A 14,714-nucleotide genomic window follows, 5' to 3' on the forward strand; every position below is an offset into this window, starting at 1 on the left:
ATCGAAAAAATCATATGTTATACAAAATATACTGTGAGGATTGATACCGAATGAGTATTGCCAACCTCTTTGAAAATCCTCCTCTGACCAGTTTGGCCGTTGCCATTCTCGGAACGCTTGCAACACAAGGATTACGCGTCGCCGATATGCTCGTAATTGGCAGAGTTATCATCTATTTGGGCGAAGCCATCGTCACAGTGGCAACCCTGCAATCAGCCCTTGAAACTGCGGAAGCAAACAAAAATGATCAAAAAACGGCCGACAATCCTGATATGCAGCTAACCATGGACGATATCCTGGAACTTATTAAACAGCTGCAACGGCAAAATCAGCAGTTGCAAGAACAAATATGGGACTTACAAAATTGCCGTTAATTCGCCAAACAAAAAAAGCCACTGCGTTTAGCGGCTAAAAAATTTTTAGTAAGTAAAGAGCCCGCAATGATCTACGCTACAGCCTACACCGATCATTACATACCTATACGCAGACTTTCGCCTACCCACAAGCATTACACAACCGATACAGACCTTTGCTCGACTGCCACAGATAGCTACCGAACCGCCTGCAATCTCCCGACTGCAAACGACCCGTATCATTCACAACCCATAGCAGTCTTAGCTCGACCGACATAAATCCCTTGGGACCACACGGCAACAGTTGGGCTACCGTACAGCCTTTCAGAACCCATGCCAATCTTCCCGCCGACTAACGCCGAACCTTGCGATCCGACGCCAATCTTTGGCCGACTGATGCCGAACACCTGTTGATATCCGACACCAATCTTGGCTCGACCATTACAGACCCTTTACACTCATAGTATCTGCCAACCGCGCCGTTTCATACATGGAAATATGTGGAATTCAATCATGAATCCGCTTACCGTTGTTCAGGCATCATCATCCTAATCCCTAATGCGACGAATATAGTACCCGTTACCCAACGGAAATATTGCTCAAGCCGCTGTTTAGAGACAAGCCATTGTCTTACGACGCTTGACAATAAAGCATAGGAAATAAGCACAATCAGCCCTAACACAAAAAAGATAAACCCGTAAGCCAACATGGTAACGCCTGCCGCTTCACTGTTTACATCAATGAACTGGGGTAAAAAGCTCATAAAGAATAGCGCCGTCTTCGGATTTAAGGCCGAAGTTAGAAAACCTTTCATAAACATCTTGGTAATCGTTGTTTCTTTGGTCAGTTCAACATTTTCTGTAAGCGAACCCTTGCTTTTAATAGTTTGAATACCAATGAGCAGCAAATACGCAGCACCGCACGTTTTTATCACATCGTAAAGCATTGCTGATTGCTGAAGAACAACAACCAACCCTAGCGCAGCAAACAATGCGTATAAAAGGTCGCCTGTGCTTGCCCCAAACGCCGAAATGACAGCCGCTTTCCTGCCTTGCGTTATCCCCCGCGATAATACATACAACGTATTCGGTCCGGGCATCAATACCAGGGCTAATGACGTTACGGTAAAATACATTACATTGTGAAGATGTATATTCGCCATTTCCATAATTTAAAATTGCCTTTCGTAGGACGCTTCGATAATTTTAACCATTCTATACAATAATTCATTATGCGGCGTAGGCACCCCTAGCCGCAAGCCTTCACGGTAAATGGCACCATTGATAAATTCGACTTCTGTCTTATTCTTGTTTTTGATATCCTGAGCGGTAGAGGGAAGATGCGCATAAAGTTCAGGATTAATCGGTGTCTTGCCGCCATTAATGCTCAATTGTTCTTCTGCAAACCATATTCCGCGCGCCCGGGCAACCGCCATTACCTCCGCCCTGACTGCCTGCATAAGTTCTTCGGTACCCGTTACGGCAAGTGCCTGCCCCATTGTTAACCGCAATAACCCAAAAACTACATTCGTGGAGTTATTCCTTAATTTAATCCACACTTCACTATCAATATCTTCCTGCACAATAACACGAATACCGCTTCTTCCCAGTAAATCCGCAATCGCTTTCATATCTTCCGTAATTATCTTTTGCGTAGATCCAAAGCAGATCTTGGAGTTTTTCCCAATAAAGCCTTGGACCTGGCCCATTGCAACCATTTTTCCGGCAAATTCCAGGATGCCGTATAGTATCTGCTCCCTGGGATAATGCTCTGCTAATATTTCAACATTACCGATCCCGTTTTGCAGGGTCATTATGTACGTTTTCTCGCCGGCGAGGCATTTAGCTGACTGAGCCGCCGCTTCCGTATAGCAGCCTTTGACCAAAAACAGGATAACATCCATCTTTTGGCCGATTGCTTGCGGTGATTGTGCCACGTTGATTTTTACGAATTCTTCTGTGTCATTGATACTGATTTTTAAACCGTTTGCCTGGATATGCTTCACAAGGGCCTCATTCGAATCGACAAGCCAAACCTCTGCACCGGCTTTTTGCAGCATCGCACCAACTAAGCTCCCCATTGCCCCTGCCCCAATGACAGCAAACTTCATAGAAAGTCCCCCCCTTTAAAAACTTCATGTTCAAATCTGATATGTATATAATTCTTGTAAAGAATGTAAAAACCTGCGGATTCAATTCAAATTTAACAACAAGCAACGACGAGTATACTGTTAAGCAGCCCCCAGCTTGTTGACTGCTCAAAGAAGCGCTATAATAAGCTTACCATTACTTGTAACGGAGTGATTGAATGAAATCCGCAACAGCCATGTACCGTTCCATTGCCCTGGATTTGGCGCAAAGAATCATCAATGGAGAATTTGCCATTAGTGAAAAGATATCCGGCAGGTCGGTGCTGGCAAGTCATTACACGGTATCGCCGGAGACAATCCGCAAGGCGATTGCCCTGTTGAAAGCAAAAAACGTGGTAAGCGTTTCCCAGGGAAAAGAGGTAACGGTCATCTCCACCGAAAACGCCTATATGTTTATTGATCAATATAAGAGCGCTGAATCCGTCTACTCCTTGCACCAAGATGTCGAAATCCTGCTGCACCAAAAACGTGACATTGATGCAAAGCTGGAAGCTCTTCTTTCCGACATTATTAATTATTCAGATAAATTACGCAACCTTACACCCTACAATCCGGTTGAAGTCGAGGTGCCCGAATCCTCGCACATTGTCGGACATACGATTGCGGAAATCAGACTGTGGCAACATACGGGCGCAACGGTTGTTGCTATCAGACGGGGCACATCCATCATTATCTCTCCCGGACCGCAGGCAGTCATTCAACCCCATGACCGGGTTGTCGTTGTAGGTGACAGCGATGTCTTAGCGAAAACCCTAACGTTTGTTGGCAGGCCGTTAAACAAGTAAGCCGCCCGGTTAATTCTTCCTAACCGCTGGCGGCTTGCTTATATGATAATATTCCCCTTAAGCATAAACATGGGCAGGAGTAGATTCCGCTACCTCGCATGTCCGTTCCCCTGAATAATTACTAAAACCATAAACGTCTTTCATCTCATACAGACCTGTTTTCGCTAAAATAAAGCCGGCCGCCTGATACGCCCCTTCCGCATACGCCTTTCTCGAAAAGGCGGTGTGCGTAATTTCAATTTGGTCATAAGGCCCGCAGGCCATTACCCTGTGCCTGCCGGTAATGTCCCCGGCACGAATAGAATAAATCGGCACCTGCCGCTCATCTCCATGTGGGGTTCCCAACCCCTTCATAATGGCGGCGGCTATTTTTTCAGCCGTTCCTGACGGGCTGTCTTTTTTATTTCTGTGATTTTCATCAATTACCTGAAAATCATAATCCGGCTGTAGAATAGCGGCAATCTGAGCCATTAGTAAGGTTACATTAACACCGCGAGTGATGTTCGGTGCAAGGACCACTCCAATTTTCCGTTTTCTGGCCAGTACCTTGACACGTCTGATATCCATTTGGGTATAGCCGGTAACAGCAGTTACCACATTGACATTACAGCGGGCTAGTGTCGTTAAATGTTCCCGCAAAAAGGCCGGTGAAGAAAAATCGATCAATATGTCCGGTTTATATTTGGTTAATTTCTCTTCAAGGTTATCTGTCGTTTCAACCGGCACAGCCATGTATGGCCTATGTAAAACTTCACCCAGATCTTTTCCGGCTGCAGCCGAACTGTTTTTACGGCACAACACCAATGAAAGAACCTGTTTCTGGAAAAGGAACTCCGCGACAATCTTTCCGGTTGTCCCTAACCCTATCAAAGCAACCTTCATAAAGCACCTCCCTCGTAACTTACAACCTAATAATATCATCAAGGTTGCAAGTTGGTCAAGAGACCACTTTCGCAAAAATATCAGCAAATTCTTCCAGCTGCTCATACCTTTTGCTAAGAGGCTGTTAGATAAAATAATCAATTTGGGCATCAGGAAAATAGACAGCGGTTTGCCGACGCAAAAACCTCTCCATCTCCCCGCGCTGCTCTTTAGCATATAGATATTTGCCATAGCCAAATTGACCAAATTTAAATTGCCTCACCGTTTCATCCAATGGCAACGCCGTATTGGAGAACAACTCCAGGATATTGTTTTTGGCCCGCTTGGTAAAACGATGCGTAATAAACTCGAATGTAATCGGCTGAGCAGCAGTTGGCAACTCTTTAGCTAACAGTTTCAGCAAGTCGTTATATTCACTTTCCCATTCGGGAAAATAAAAAACAGGAGCAATAATAAATCCCAGCGGATAGCCGGCTTGGGCAACTTGTGCCGCGGCGGCTACCCGTTCTGCCAGAGGAGGCGTCAAATGCTCATACTTTTTAATGACAGAAGCCGCATTCAGTGTAAAACGAAAGCGGGTATGACCGCTATGGTTGACAGCCAGTAATGTATCGACCTGAACATGCTTGGTTACAAAGCGAAACCTGCCCAACGGCTGCCGCCCAAAAAACTCAATCGTCTGTTTTAACAACCCTGTTAAATATTCCGTAGGGATTGGATCCGATGTAGCGGCTCCTTCAAAAATTGTTATCTCCGGTGCACGCTCCCTGATATATGCGGCAGCCTTATTTAACACGTCTTCTATATTGACATAGACCCTGAGATAGGGCTTCTTACCTAAAGTAGTCATGAGATAGCAATATTCACACATACTCGGACAGCCGGTATTAAGCGGCAGTTGAAAGTGCGCCGATGGTTTGCAGCTTTGAAAATCCAGGCTTCGCCTGACGCCAACCGCCAAGGTCCGTTTCGCTTTCTGATAGCACTCCCATGCGTTTTTTCCGGTTATTCCCGTTATCCGGTTATGTGATGAAGTCATGGTAATGGGTACGGACATAGACTGTAATTTCTCATACAATTCCTGTCCTAACGGATAGTTTAGCGCATCTGGTTCAAAATAAGCCCGTTCAGGCACGAAAGGTTTCATATAATCCCCCTTGCCGTTCTTTATTTTATTATATCCCAGGGCCCCGCCGGTCATCTGGCAAAAACAAAAACGCTGCCGAACTATATGGAATAAAAATTCCCTTTAAATCAGACAGATTGGAATTCTATCTGCCTAATATAAAGGGATTATTCATTATGCCGGCGCTTCATTTTGCTGCGCCGGCGTATTAAGTACATACACCTTAACCGGTTTGATACCGAACCGATAAGCTTCTTTCACCGTCCACTTGGCGATATCAATACGATGTCCTTTAATGGCTCCGCCGGTATCTTCCGCTACCGCATACTCTTTTGATCCGTCCGGATATTTTATCATAACCCGCGATCCAAGGGGTATCACTCTGGGATCAACGGCAATTACACCTGGCCGGACTTGCGTTCCCAAATGAGTCTTATTGCCCCATTGGTCGTTGTCATGAGGTCCCGGTGCATAGGCCGTGGCGGTTATATCCAAAACCTTTACAGCCCCTGCTTCTTCCGGCGGCGCGGCTTGCGCAACCTGCTCAGGCGGTTGGGGTGCCGCCGCTTCCTGGGCGGGTGCCGGTGGAACCGGCGTGGTCGCGTCATGATTTGACGTAATGGCAGTAACACCTGGTATTGCTGCTGCAGCAAGCACAACAGCACTACCGAGCGCGGCTGCAATTTTCTTAAAATGCCATTTAGTCTTGCAATGATGCTTCGTCTTCATTTTATCGCCTTCTTTAAATATTTTTTCCTATTGCGATTATTATTTACCAAAAACAAATATAAATATTATGCAGTATATCCACAACCGGCAATTTAAATAAAAGCGATCACATTCTGCCAGAAGACGGCACCGGCAATTACAGCATTAACTTATAAAATCTTGTATCCACTTTCATCAGGGGAAAGGCACGCGGCAAATGCTCTTTTGGTATTTGCGCAAATTTATTTTTTTCATAAAACCGATGAGCAGCCAAAAACTTCTCGGTCGTTCCCAGGAAAATTTCTTGCATATGATGGTCACTGGCCCAGGAAAGCAATGCTGATAACAGCAGTTTTGCCGTATTAAAGGTTTTTCCGCGATATTCCGTTTTTACAAACATTTTTCTCAGCGCCCCCTGATGATTGCCAATATCAATCAGGGCAATTGTGCCAACAACCTGTTGGTCATCAACAGCTATCCAAAAGTTCCCACCCTGAGTTTGATAAAAATTGGGTATATCGCTTAAATCAGGTTGATCTTCTTTACGAATGGGAATGCTAAACTCTTTTTGCTGAATGTCCAAAATCAAATCAATCACTTCATCCTGATATTCCTTAGAAAACTTCTCAATGCGAACCTTCTCCAACTTATACGCCTCCTTTATCATCTTTACCCGTTATCTAGACTCTTCTTTGTATGACTTTAACGCTTTCCATTCCTGTTCAATATTTTCACGCATTTTTTTTAGCAATCGACCGACATGATCTTTTTCTTTCTGGGTAAACCCCTGAAAACAGATTTCAATATACCGGTTTTCTTCCTCAATGATACAGGGATACACTTCTTTCGCTTTGGTTGACGGGAATAAGTGCCACATCCGCTTGTCAGCGCGATCCCGTTCCCGCACTATGTAGTTTTCTTGCATTAATTTTTGTACAGCCTTAGTGGTCGTTGCCTTATCAACTTTAAGAATATGAGAAAGTTCAATTAAGTTAATTCCCGGATGCTCACAGATACGAGTCAAAAAAATAAACTGACCCCTCTGCAAATTATAATTCCGATACTGAATATCACTGATTGATTGTATACAACGGGCAAGTGCACCTACTTCCCGCAGCACTTGGTTTTTCAATGCAGTCATTTATAGCCTCCTATTATAGTTGACATTTCAACTACATTAATTTTATTTTATACTAGTTGAAATGTCAACTATAATAGATAGATTACCTTATCGTATTTTACCCTAAAAAGAGCGTACAAAAATAAAGGAGACAGCGAATACTCCTGTCCCCCTCTCTACCTTATGAATGGAAGCTGCCGCCTAAACTGATGGATTACCGGTCAAAAAACGGGCTTTTACCTGTTACACTAAGCGGCATTCCATAAACAATTTTAACTTCCTCGCCCAACAGACCGAGGTTAATGGCTGCTTTACCTACACTAAACATAATCCGGTTATCAACATGATATGATGCTGCGGTACTGGCCGCCGATCCCAAGGCAATGCCCAAATCGCCGGTACTGATGGCACAGATTCCACTGCCTTTTGCACACTCGGCGCAATCCGCATAGCCACAATAACCACATGGTTTCACGCCAATGGGGTTCACTTTTTGCCCCATTAACACAACAACTGGTGCCTTATCGATACAATTGGCATCACGTTCGAAAAACTGCATACCGGATTCCTGGGCAATACGGCGCATTTCTGCAGACAGTTTATCTTTGTCCTGCCCGTTAATGATGGCGGTAACTAAATTGTCAACCCCTCTGGCTTTAGGAGCGGTCCTTGCTGCCACACACATCATGTCGGCGATCCGTTCTATCGAACGTTCCTCAATTTCCTGACTACCAATAATCATCGCAATTCCTCCTCATATTCAACACCATATTAATTTACTAGCAATATTCCTATTCTCTCACCTGTTTTAACAGCTTTGCCATATTTTTCCCCAAAGTCTGAAAAGTCTCGATGCCCTCTTCATCCTTCTGAACATCTCCCGGATTAAGCGACAAGGTCATGTTCCAATAACTTGAAGACGGTATAATCATTTCGGCAATCCCAAAAAAGAAATTAATGGCGGAATAGGTAAAAGTAGCTCCGGCTCTACGCACAGCCACAACCGCCGCGCCAACTTTACCCCGCAGCATGTTGCCGCCGTTCGCCTTGGCCACAAAACCCGAACGGTCAATAAGCGCTTTTACTTCTGTAGACACATTGCTAAAATAAGTTGGTGAACCGATGATAATGCCGTCCGCGTCAATCATTTTCTGGATAAAGGTATTCATATCATCATCCTTCCGGGCACAGCGGTTATCTTTTGTCTCCCAACATTTGCCACAGGCAAGACAGCCGTAGACCTTCTTCCCCCCCAGTTGGATCAATTCCGTCTCAATGCCTTCCTTTTCCAATTCCGTCAACACCATTTTCAGGCTTTGCGCCGTATTGCCATTAGCCCGCGGACTTCCGTTAAACGCAATTACTTTCAAATTCGTCACCCTTCCTTTCCCACCTATCAATTTTCATTTGCCTTACATGCAAAAAAGCACTCTCTATATAACGTACTAAAGATTTTGCAGCCGGATGGTGTGTGTTGGTGAGCGTATCCTACACTACCCGCCTGTGCCTGCAAACTTCTTTAATGCGAAATATATACGTAACCCTTCCAAAGAATGCCTTCCCTAATTTAATAATAAATGATAGAATACATTTAGGCAAGTACGCACTTAATTGTGCTATAGTATCTTTTTGTATACTATCAATCCAGTAACATGAAATAAAATAAGGAGGTGGTAACCGTGATTACCTTCAAAAATAACCAATACCAGTGCTCCATGGAATTGACGTTGGAACTGATCGGCGGCAAATGGAAATCTCTAATTCTTTGGCACTTAGGAGAAAAAACCCTGCGGTTTAGCGAATTAAAAAAAACGCTGCCCAAAATAACCCAGAAAATGCTGACTCAACAATTGCGGGAATTGGAAGCCAGCGGCTTGGTAAGCCGCTTTATTTATACGCAAATTCCGCCGAAAGTAGAATATTCTTTGACCCCGGCCGGCAAAAGCCTGTTACCGATATTAGAAACGTTGTGTCAGTGGGGACTTAATTATGCCAACTCTATAGAAATAACCGACAAAAAAAATATATGCTCTTCATCGCCGGTATAGCGTCCGTACTCATAGTCCAAATCCGTTACTGCCGGCAATAAAACCGAAGACATACATCAAATTCCCGCAAATTTTGCGGGAATTATTTTTTTACCACTTATAGATTTCTCCCTGGACCGCTATGTTAAATCCAAGTTCATAGATTTTGTGTTGATAATCAGCAATATTATCCCCATAATGAGTTAGATGAATTTTACCGTATAGCTCCGGAGGATAGAAGCTCGTTATTTGCTGCAGGCTTGGGTGTGCCGGAGTTGCTGTTGTACCGGTATGGCAATCATGGAATACGGCTATCGTTTCCGGATCAGCCATAAGCCGCCCCAATACTGATTTTTCAATTGGTCCAATATCTCCCGTAAAAATCATGCGTACAGCTTTGTTGTGCCTGTCAACCCGCCGGATGCCAATTATGTAATTACTGGTTACCTCGGCGTGCAGGCCTTGTGTCGAGTAATATTCTAATAAATAGTTTTCTTTAGGCGTTGAGCCGATTACAGTTGAATGGGTTACTGCGGTTACGTGCAAATAATCCTCCGGCTGCGTGCCATGAAGCGCAAATAAACCTGCCAAAAGCGGAATTTGGTCCGGCATAGCATAAACGGTTGGCTTGTATTGGTACAAATAGCGGCATCGCTGGGAAAATTCCTCCAGACCGCCCACATGGTCGGAATGAAAATGCGTAAGAGCCACTGCGTTTATATCCTTAACCGTAAACCCGCTTGCCGGTAAACTATACCGTAGCGTTGTCCCGGCATCTACCAGCAAACGGCAGCCCGGAAATTCCACCACATAATTGGTGTGATAAAAACGGTCGGTAAAAGCCCCGCCTACTCCTAACGTACGCACACGCATATCCTAGCCTCCTGTATTATGTAACTATCTTAACTTTATATAACGCGCTAAAGATTCTTGCCAGACGGATGCTGTGTTGGCAAAAACACAAATCCGGTGGAACAACGTCAATATACCGCCTACCTCAGGCTTCTTTCATGCGGAATATAGGCTATTCTTGCCGCGAATCACACTTTATTCGCTACAGGATATTTTAGCCTGTTCATTAAATATTAACCAAACTGGACAATTTTTTACAGATTAAAGTTAAAAAAATCAAAGGTGTTTTTGCTAATTACAAAGGAGTAATATAGATAGGGAGCCAACTGACTTAATCTAATTAGTCTAAACGGAAAGGAGATATCCAGTTTAATTTCTCAATAATCGAAAGGTGGCGATAATTTGAATCTTAAAAAAAAATGTATGTTGGCATTATTTATAGCGAGCTCAATTCCCTTGATTATTTATACCGGCATTAGTTTGAATAATTCCATCCAAACTGCTACCAAAAATGCACTGGCCGAAAATGCGCAACGATCTGCCGTTGTTCAGGAAAAAGTTAACAACTTTATTGATAAAAATCTAGCCGGTATAAAACTCCTGGCGGCAAATCCTGTTATTCGCTCTTATAATGCGCAGGAAACCAGAACTCTTCTCGTCGGTGCTTCAAAAATTTACACCGACCTTAATCCTATTCTTGTTGACGCTTATGACGGAAAGCAAGTTGCTAGAAGTGATAATTTTCCATTAGTCAGTGTAGCTGACCGCAATTTTTTTAAGCAGGCAATAAAAGGACAACCAAATGTTATTTCTGAAGTTCTGGTAAGCAAAGATAATGGGCATCTTATTTCCGTACTGGCAACCCCTGTTACCGACAGCGTTACGGGTAATGTAACAGGGGTTGTCCAGGGGACTATTGAACTTTCAGTATTAAATGATTTTGTTAAAAATCTTTCCACTGATCAAGTTACTGTGTATATCCTTGATCGGGACGGAAAACTGTTAGCACACCCGACCAAAAACCTTCAACAGCCCGAAGAACGTGTTGATATGACAAATTATGAATTTGTCAAGCGCGGCTTAGCGGGAAACAACGGTTCGGAAGAAGTCATGATGAATGATAAAAAAATGTTGGTGAGCTACATAAAGCATGAAAAATCCGGCTGGCTGATTTGTACGGAGATCCCGTACAGCGTTGCTATTGCCCAAAGTCTGCGTGATGCACAAACGACTTCGCTTATCGGCCTGCTGCTACTCTTAATCAATATCGGCATTGCTTATTTCCTGTCTTCCATCGCAATTAAGCCGATTCTTGCACTGGTAACTGCGGCCAATAGTATTGCTGCAGGAAATTTAACCATCGAACATATTAAAATAAAGTCTAAGGATGAGCTGGGATTATTGGCAGAAGCCTTTAACACAATGGTTGGCAACTTAACACAGTTAATCCGCAAAATACAGGAGAATGCCAAACTTGTTGCCACTTCGTCGGAGCAACTCAATGCCGGATCTGAACAATCGGCACAGGCGGCAACGCAGGTAGCGACCTCCATAACCGAAGTAGCGCAAGGCGCGGAGAAGCAACGCCTGTTAATGGAATCTTCCTCGAAAATGGCGGCACAAATGGCCGAAAGCATCAAACTTGTAACTTCCAATGCCAATATTGTTTCCGAACAGTCCACACGGACTGCGCAAACAGCTCAGGACGGCGGTAAAGCAGTACAAAATGCAGTTAACCACATGTCGGAACTCGAATTGACAGTGACGGAATCAGCCAAGGTAGTAACCCAGTTGGGAGAACGCTCAAAAGAAATTGGCCAAATTGTCAATACCATATCCGGTTTAGCAGGCCAAACCAATCTTTTGGCTTTAAACGCCGCAATTGAGGCGGCCCGGGCCGGCGAACAGGGACGCGGCTTTGCCGTGGTGGCGGAAGAAGTCCGTAAACTGGCTGAACAATCCCAAGTGGCAGCCAAGCAGATTGAAGACCTAATCAGCGCCATCCAAAGCGAGACCGATAAAGCGGTTCAAGCCATGGATAAAGGAACCGACAAGGTCAAAGTCGGCACAAGTGTCGTAAACGATGCCGGCACTGCATTCCAACAGATTATCGATATGATTACTCAGCTTTCGCAGGAAGTTAATGAAATTTTTGCAGCCATCCAGACAGCCGACAAGGCCAGTCAAGAGATTCTTTCCTCGGTTGAAAATGTAGCGAGTTTAACAGAGACAGTAACAAGCGAATCACAGCTCGTTTCGGCAGCAACCGAAGAACAATCTGCTTCTATGGAACAAATTGCCGCCTCAAGCCAAAACCTTGCCAAAATGGCGACAGAGCTGCAAGATGCCATTAGTAAATTCCGCACCTAATTTGTTCAATACCTTATACCTCAATTAGAAAATAGTTTAGGTTGGTAATTGTCCACCCAGTAAAAATGGTCTGCCTAAGGCAGACCATTTTTTATCGGGTCTCAATTTCTGTCCATGGTCATTTCACTTCTCGATGAAATCCACACTGATCATATTTCCGGTAAAACCGAAAGACAAGTACTGTGCAATCTGTGACGCACCATATGAGAAAAGCGATATAACCGCCAAATATACCGTAGCCTAACTGGATTGCCAACAGGTAGGCCAATGGCAGAAATATGCAATACCCTGATACCAATCCCTCATACACGATAAATCGGGTATCTTTACAACCGGTCAGCGCCCCCCGCATTACCATGTAAATAGATGAAAATAATTGGCCAACGCAGACGAGCTTAAGTGTTGTAGCTGTTTGCTCTGCCACTAGTTTATCGGTAGGACTGAAGAAACAACTGACATGAGCTGAAAAAATAAACAGCAGGCTGCTCGTAATAAAAATTACGCTGAGACTCATCTTGCCAAGACGCTTAACAGTAGGAACAAGCAAGCTGTCCTGTCTGTTTTCCAATAACTGCGGCACAATAATGGCAGCCGTAATCAAAAAACCCATTGCCGGTAAATAGGCGAAATTAAAGACCTGCAAGGTAATCTGATGCACAGCCAGTGCTACAGCGCCTAACTGTTTTATGACGCAAACAAAAAGCAGTAAGGCAAGCAGTGTAAATCCTGTGTTCAGACCTATATCGGCAGCAAGGATAAGATACTCCGGCATTTGTTGTGAAACTGGCTGCCGTAAGCCGATATACTTGTTGGTAACCGGTTTTTTTAGCACAAGGAACGCTGTAATGAATAACCCGATAAGATTGGCAGCCAACGTGCCCCACGCAGCCCCTTTTACGCCCATACTGCCAATGCCTAAACCACCATAAACAAACAAATAGGAAAACCCGGCATTGAGTATGCAGACGGCAACCGTGCTGTAAAGTGGTGTTGCTGTATCCCGCACCCCTCTGAATAACCCAGTCAAAACGTAAGAAAATAAAATGACCGGCACTGCCCATAACCATATTGTAAGGTAATCGACGCCATAATATTTGATTTGCGCATTCCCGGCAATATGGTAAACCAGATTGCTGATATCAGAGGCAAAGACAATGATTGTTATGCCAATCGCCAAAACCAGGCATAAGCCGCTGTTGATTATCGCCCGCCCTTTTGCTATATCACGAGCAGCGGCCGCTTTGGCAATCAGTACGGTTGTCCCAATTCTAAACCCTTCCAGAAAGTTGAACAATGTGGCGCATAACGCATTCGCGATCGCTACAGCGGCAATCGCCTCGGTCCCGAAGGGACCAATAAAAGCAAGGTCAATCAGACCGTTTAACAATACGACTGATTGAGAGACAATAATGGGAAAAGCTAACTGACCAATTTTTTTATAGCTAATGATTTGATTCATTATTTTCCTCCTGTAAAAGCGCAAAAAAGACGCCCGACTTAACCGGCGTCTTTTTTACAAAAAATATGTCATAGGCAAAAAGACATACATGCCCTAACTAGCCAACATATCGATATCAATGCCAAGAGTTGCCGGTAACTGCTCTCGGATTGTAATTTGGCTAAAAAAGGACACACGTATCCCGTTCACGCGTAAATTGACTGCACAAACAGGTGATTCTACGTCTCGTGATAAATAACCGAAAACAGTTTCCACACTCATGGCCTCCTTTCACAATAGATTCATTTTGTATTTTATGCAAAATTTCCCGTTTAGTCAATAGGAAATTCAAAAGCCGCTCGCCTTCAGGCACAAACGGCGGGCCCAGCTTATAGTCATATATACAATGTTGACATTGTCAGATATTTAGTATAGAATAATGGGGAAACATAATACTCCTAAAGGGGAGTAGCTCTAGAACAGAGTCAACATACTGATGAGCAATCATCTGGCTCTGTTGTTGGCAATTGTCAATTAGCGAGACCTTTAGTATGGCTAAAACTGTCATACTATCGGTCTCGTTTTTTATATATACTACGTAGGCTCTCGGAAACTTAGTACCATATAGTAGGATTTTGAGGGTATTGAGTAGCAAAATCAGAAGTAAATTAGCAAAAACAAGGGATGAGGAAAGGATACGTAAAAAGAGAGCATAGCAAGCAGACCTAGCCAAATCCTAAAAAAACTAGGCCCAAGGTGTAGAAGTGTAGAGTTAAACGCTTAAGAACTAAGAAATTGCAGGAAAGACTTCCGCCGACCACTCCAAAATGAGGGGACGCATATTGATGGCAAGGTGTTTTATCCAGGCATCCATATGTGAACACATGGCAGTGGAATAAGCCCG

At 44.0% G+C, this 14,714-nt stretch carries 16 protein-coding genes; 4 read left to right on the forward strand and 12 right to left on the reverse strand.

The genetic code is table 11. The features are described 5' to 3' along the window. Positions 1-50 precede the first annotated feature (50 nt). Positions 51-374 carry a hypothetical protein gene (locus BLR65_RS20915; protein WP_093796123.1) on the forward strand — a complete coding sequence of 108 codons (324 nt, stop codon included), beginning with the start codon at positions 51-53 and terminating at the stop codon, positions 372-374. Positions 375-592: 218 nt separating this feature from the next. Here the strand turns inward: BLR65_RS20915 and BLR65_RS31035 are convergent, their stop codons facing one another. The 3 genes from BLR65_RS31035 to BLR65_RS20930 form a co-directional block, all read right to left on the reverse strand. Further along, complete coding sequence (locus BLR65_RS31035; protein ID WP_245692960.1) at positions 593-760, reverse strand: hypothetical protein; 168 nt, start codon at positions 758-760, stop codon at positions 593-595. A gap of 116 nt (positions 761-876) precedes the next feature. Beyond that, complete coding sequence (locus BLR65_RS20925; protein ID WP_093796139.1) at positions 877-1,515, reverse strand: LysE family translocator; 639 nt, start codon at positions 1,513-1,515, stop codon at positions 877-879. Between the two features lie 9 nt (positions 1,516-1,524). After that, entirely contained in the window at positions 1,525-2,463 is a 939-nt protein-coding gene (locus BLR65_RS20930) for a ketopantoate reductase family protein (RefSeq protein ID WP_093796124.1), read from the reverse strand. Positions 2,464-2,660: 197 nt separating this feature from the next. Here BLR65_RS20930 and BLR65_RS20935 point away from each other — a divergent pair, with 197 nt between their 5' ends. Continuing rightward, the gene (locus BLR65_RS20935; RefSeq protein WP_093796125.1) at positions 2,661-3,287 is read left to right on the forward strand and encodes a TrkA C-terminal domain-containing protein; all 627 of its coding nucleotides are present in this window, start codon (positions 2,661-2,663) and stop codon (positions 3,285-3,287) included. A 57-nt stretch (positions 3,288-3,344) separates the two neighbouring features. Here the strand turns inward: BLR65_RS20935 and dapB are convergent, their stop codons facing one another. The 7 genes from dapB to BLR65_RS20970 form a co-directional block, all read right to left on the reverse strand. Next, positions 3,345-4,169: a 4-hydroxy-tetrahydrodipicolinate reductase gene (gene dapB, locus BLR65_RS20940; RefSeq protein WP_169716919.1), complete on the reverse strand. Its 825-nt coding sequence runs from the start codon at positions 4,167-4,169 to the stop codon at positions 3,345-3,347. Between the two features lie 124 nt (positions 4,170-4,293). Further along, positions 4,294-5,316 carry a spore photoproduct lyase gene (splB, locus tag BLR65_RS20945; protein WP_093796127.1) on the reverse strand — a complete coding sequence of 341 codons (1,023 nt, stop codon included), beginning with the start codon at positions 5,314-5,316 and terminating at the stop codon, positions 4,294-4,296. A 153-nt stretch (positions 5,317-5,469) separates the two neighbouring features. Continuing rightward, positions 5,470-6,024 carry a 3D domain-containing protein gene (locus BLR65_RS20950; RefSeq protein WP_093796128.1) on the reverse strand — a complete coding sequence of 185 codons (555 nt, stop codon included), beginning with the start codon at positions 6,022-6,024 and terminating at the stop codon, positions 5,470-5,472. A 136-nt stretch (positions 6,025-6,160) separates the two neighbouring features. Next, positions 6,161-6,649: a GNAT family N-acetyltransferase gene (locus BLR65_RS20955; protein WP_093796129.1), complete on the reverse strand. Its 489-nt coding sequence runs from the start codon at positions 6,647-6,649 to the stop codon at positions 6,161-6,163. A 30-nt stretch (positions 6,650-6,679) separates the two neighbouring features. After that, the gene (locus tag BLR65_RS20960; protein ID WP_093796130.1) at positions 6,680-7,144 is read right to left on the reverse strand and encodes a MarR family winged helix-turn-helix transcriptional regulator; all 465 of its coding nucleotides are present in this window, start codon (positions 7,142-7,144) and stop codon (positions 6,680-6,682) included. 193 nt (positions 7,145-7,337) lie between these two features. Beyond that, entirely contained in the window at positions 7,338-7,865 is a 528-nt protein-coding gene (locus BLR65_RS20965; RefSeq protein ID WP_093796131.1) for a ferredoxin domain-containing protein, read from the reverse strand. Between the two features lie 49 nt (positions 7,866-7,914). Continuing rightward, positions 7,915-8,502, reverse strand: a complete 588-nt coding sequence (locus BLR65_RS20970) for a flavodoxin family protein (protein WP_245692961.1) — start codon at positions 8,500-8,502, stop codon at positions 7,915-7,917. A 300-nt stretch (positions 8,503-8,802) separates the two neighbouring features. Between BLR65_RS20970 and BLR65_RS20975 the strand changes: the two genes are divergently transcribed. Continuing rightward, positions 8,803-9,171, forward strand: coding sequence for a winged helix-turn-helix transcriptional regulator (locus tag BLR65_RS20975; RefSeq protein ID WP_093796132.1), 369 nt, complete (start codon positions 8,803-8,805; stop codon positions 9,169-9,171). Positions 9,172-9,261: 90 nt separating this feature from the next. On the opposite strand, the gene BLR65_RS20980 is transcribed toward BLR65_RS20975, so the two are convergent. Then, positions 9,262-10,023, reverse strand: coding sequence for an MBL fold metallo-hydrolase (locus BLR65_RS20980; protein WP_093796133.1), 762 nt, complete (start codon positions 10,021-10,023; stop codon positions 9,262-9,264). A 381-nt stretch (positions 10,024-10,404) separates the two neighbouring features. Here BLR65_RS20980 and BLR65_RS20985 point away from each other — a divergent pair, with 381 nt between their 5' ends. Beyond that, positions 10,405-12,372: a methyl-accepting chemotaxis protein gene (locus BLR65_RS20985; protein WP_093796134.1), complete on the forward strand. Its 1,968-nt coding sequence runs from the start codon at positions 10,405-10,407 to the stop codon at positions 12,370-12,372. A 118-nt stretch (positions 12,373-12,490) separates the two neighbouring features. On the opposite strand, the gene BLR65_RS20990 is transcribed toward BLR65_RS20985, so the two are convergent. Then, the gene (locus BLR65_RS20990; protein ID WP_093796135.1) at positions 12,491-13,831 is read right to left on the reverse strand and encodes an MATE family efflux transporter; all 1,341 of its coding nucleotides are present in this window, start codon (positions 13,829-13,831) and stop codon (positions 12,491-12,493) included. Between the last annotated feature and the right edge of the window lie 883 nt (positions 13,832-14,714).

Origin of the sequence: Sporomusa acidovorans (assembly GCF_900101845.1) — a bacterium.
GTDB classification, from domain to species: domain Bacteria; phylum Bacillota; class Negativicutes; order Sporomusales; family Sporomusaceae; genus Sporomusa; species Sporomusa acidovorans.

Bases quoted from the DNA above. Each gene is read 5' to 3' on its own strand.
- BLR65_RS20950 (WP_093796128.1), bottom strand. From the start codon at position 6,024: ATGAAGACGAAGCATCATTGCAAGACTAAATGGCATTTTAAGAAAATT.
- BLR65_RS20965 (WP_093796131.1), bottom strand. From the start codon at position 7,865: ATGATTATTGGTAGTCAGGAAATTGAGGAACGTTCGATAGAACGGATC.
- BLR65_RS20925 (WP_093796139.1), bottom strand. From the start codon at position 1,515: ATGGCGAATATACATCTTCACAATGTAATGTATTTTACCGTAACGTCA.
- BLR65_RS20980 (WP_093796133.1), bottom strand. From the start codon at position 10,023: ATGCGTGTGCGTACGTTAGGAGTAGGCGGGGCTTTTACCGACCGTTTT.
- BLR65_RS20915 (WP_093796123.1), top strand. From the start codon at position 51: ATGAGTATTGCCAACCTCTTTGAAAATCCTCCTCTGACCAGTTTGGCC.
- BLR65_RS20960 (WP_093796130.1), bottom strand. From the start codon at position 7,144: ATGACTGCATTGAAAAACCAAGTGCTGCGGGAAGTAGGTGCACTTGCC.
- dapB (WP_169716919.1), bottom strand. From the start codon at position 4,169: ATGAAGGTTGCTTTGATAGGGTTAGGGACAACCGGAAAGATTGTCGCG.
- splB (WP_093796127.1), bottom strand. From the start codon at position 5,316: ATGAAACCTTTCGTGCCTGAACGGGCTTATTTTGAACCAGATGCGCTA.
- BLR65_RS20990 (WP_093796135.1), bottom strand. From the start codon at position 13,831: ATGAATCAAATCATTAGCTATAAAAAAATTGGTCAGTTAGCTTTTCCC.
- BLR65_RS20935 (WP_093796125.1), top strand. From the start codon at position 2,661: ATGAAATCCGCAACAGCCATGTACCGTTCCATTGCCCTGGATTTGGCG.
- BLR65_RS20930 (WP_093796124.1), bottom strand. From the start codon at position 2,463: ATGAAGTTTGCTGTCATTGGGGCAGGGGCAATGGGGAGCTTAGTTGGT.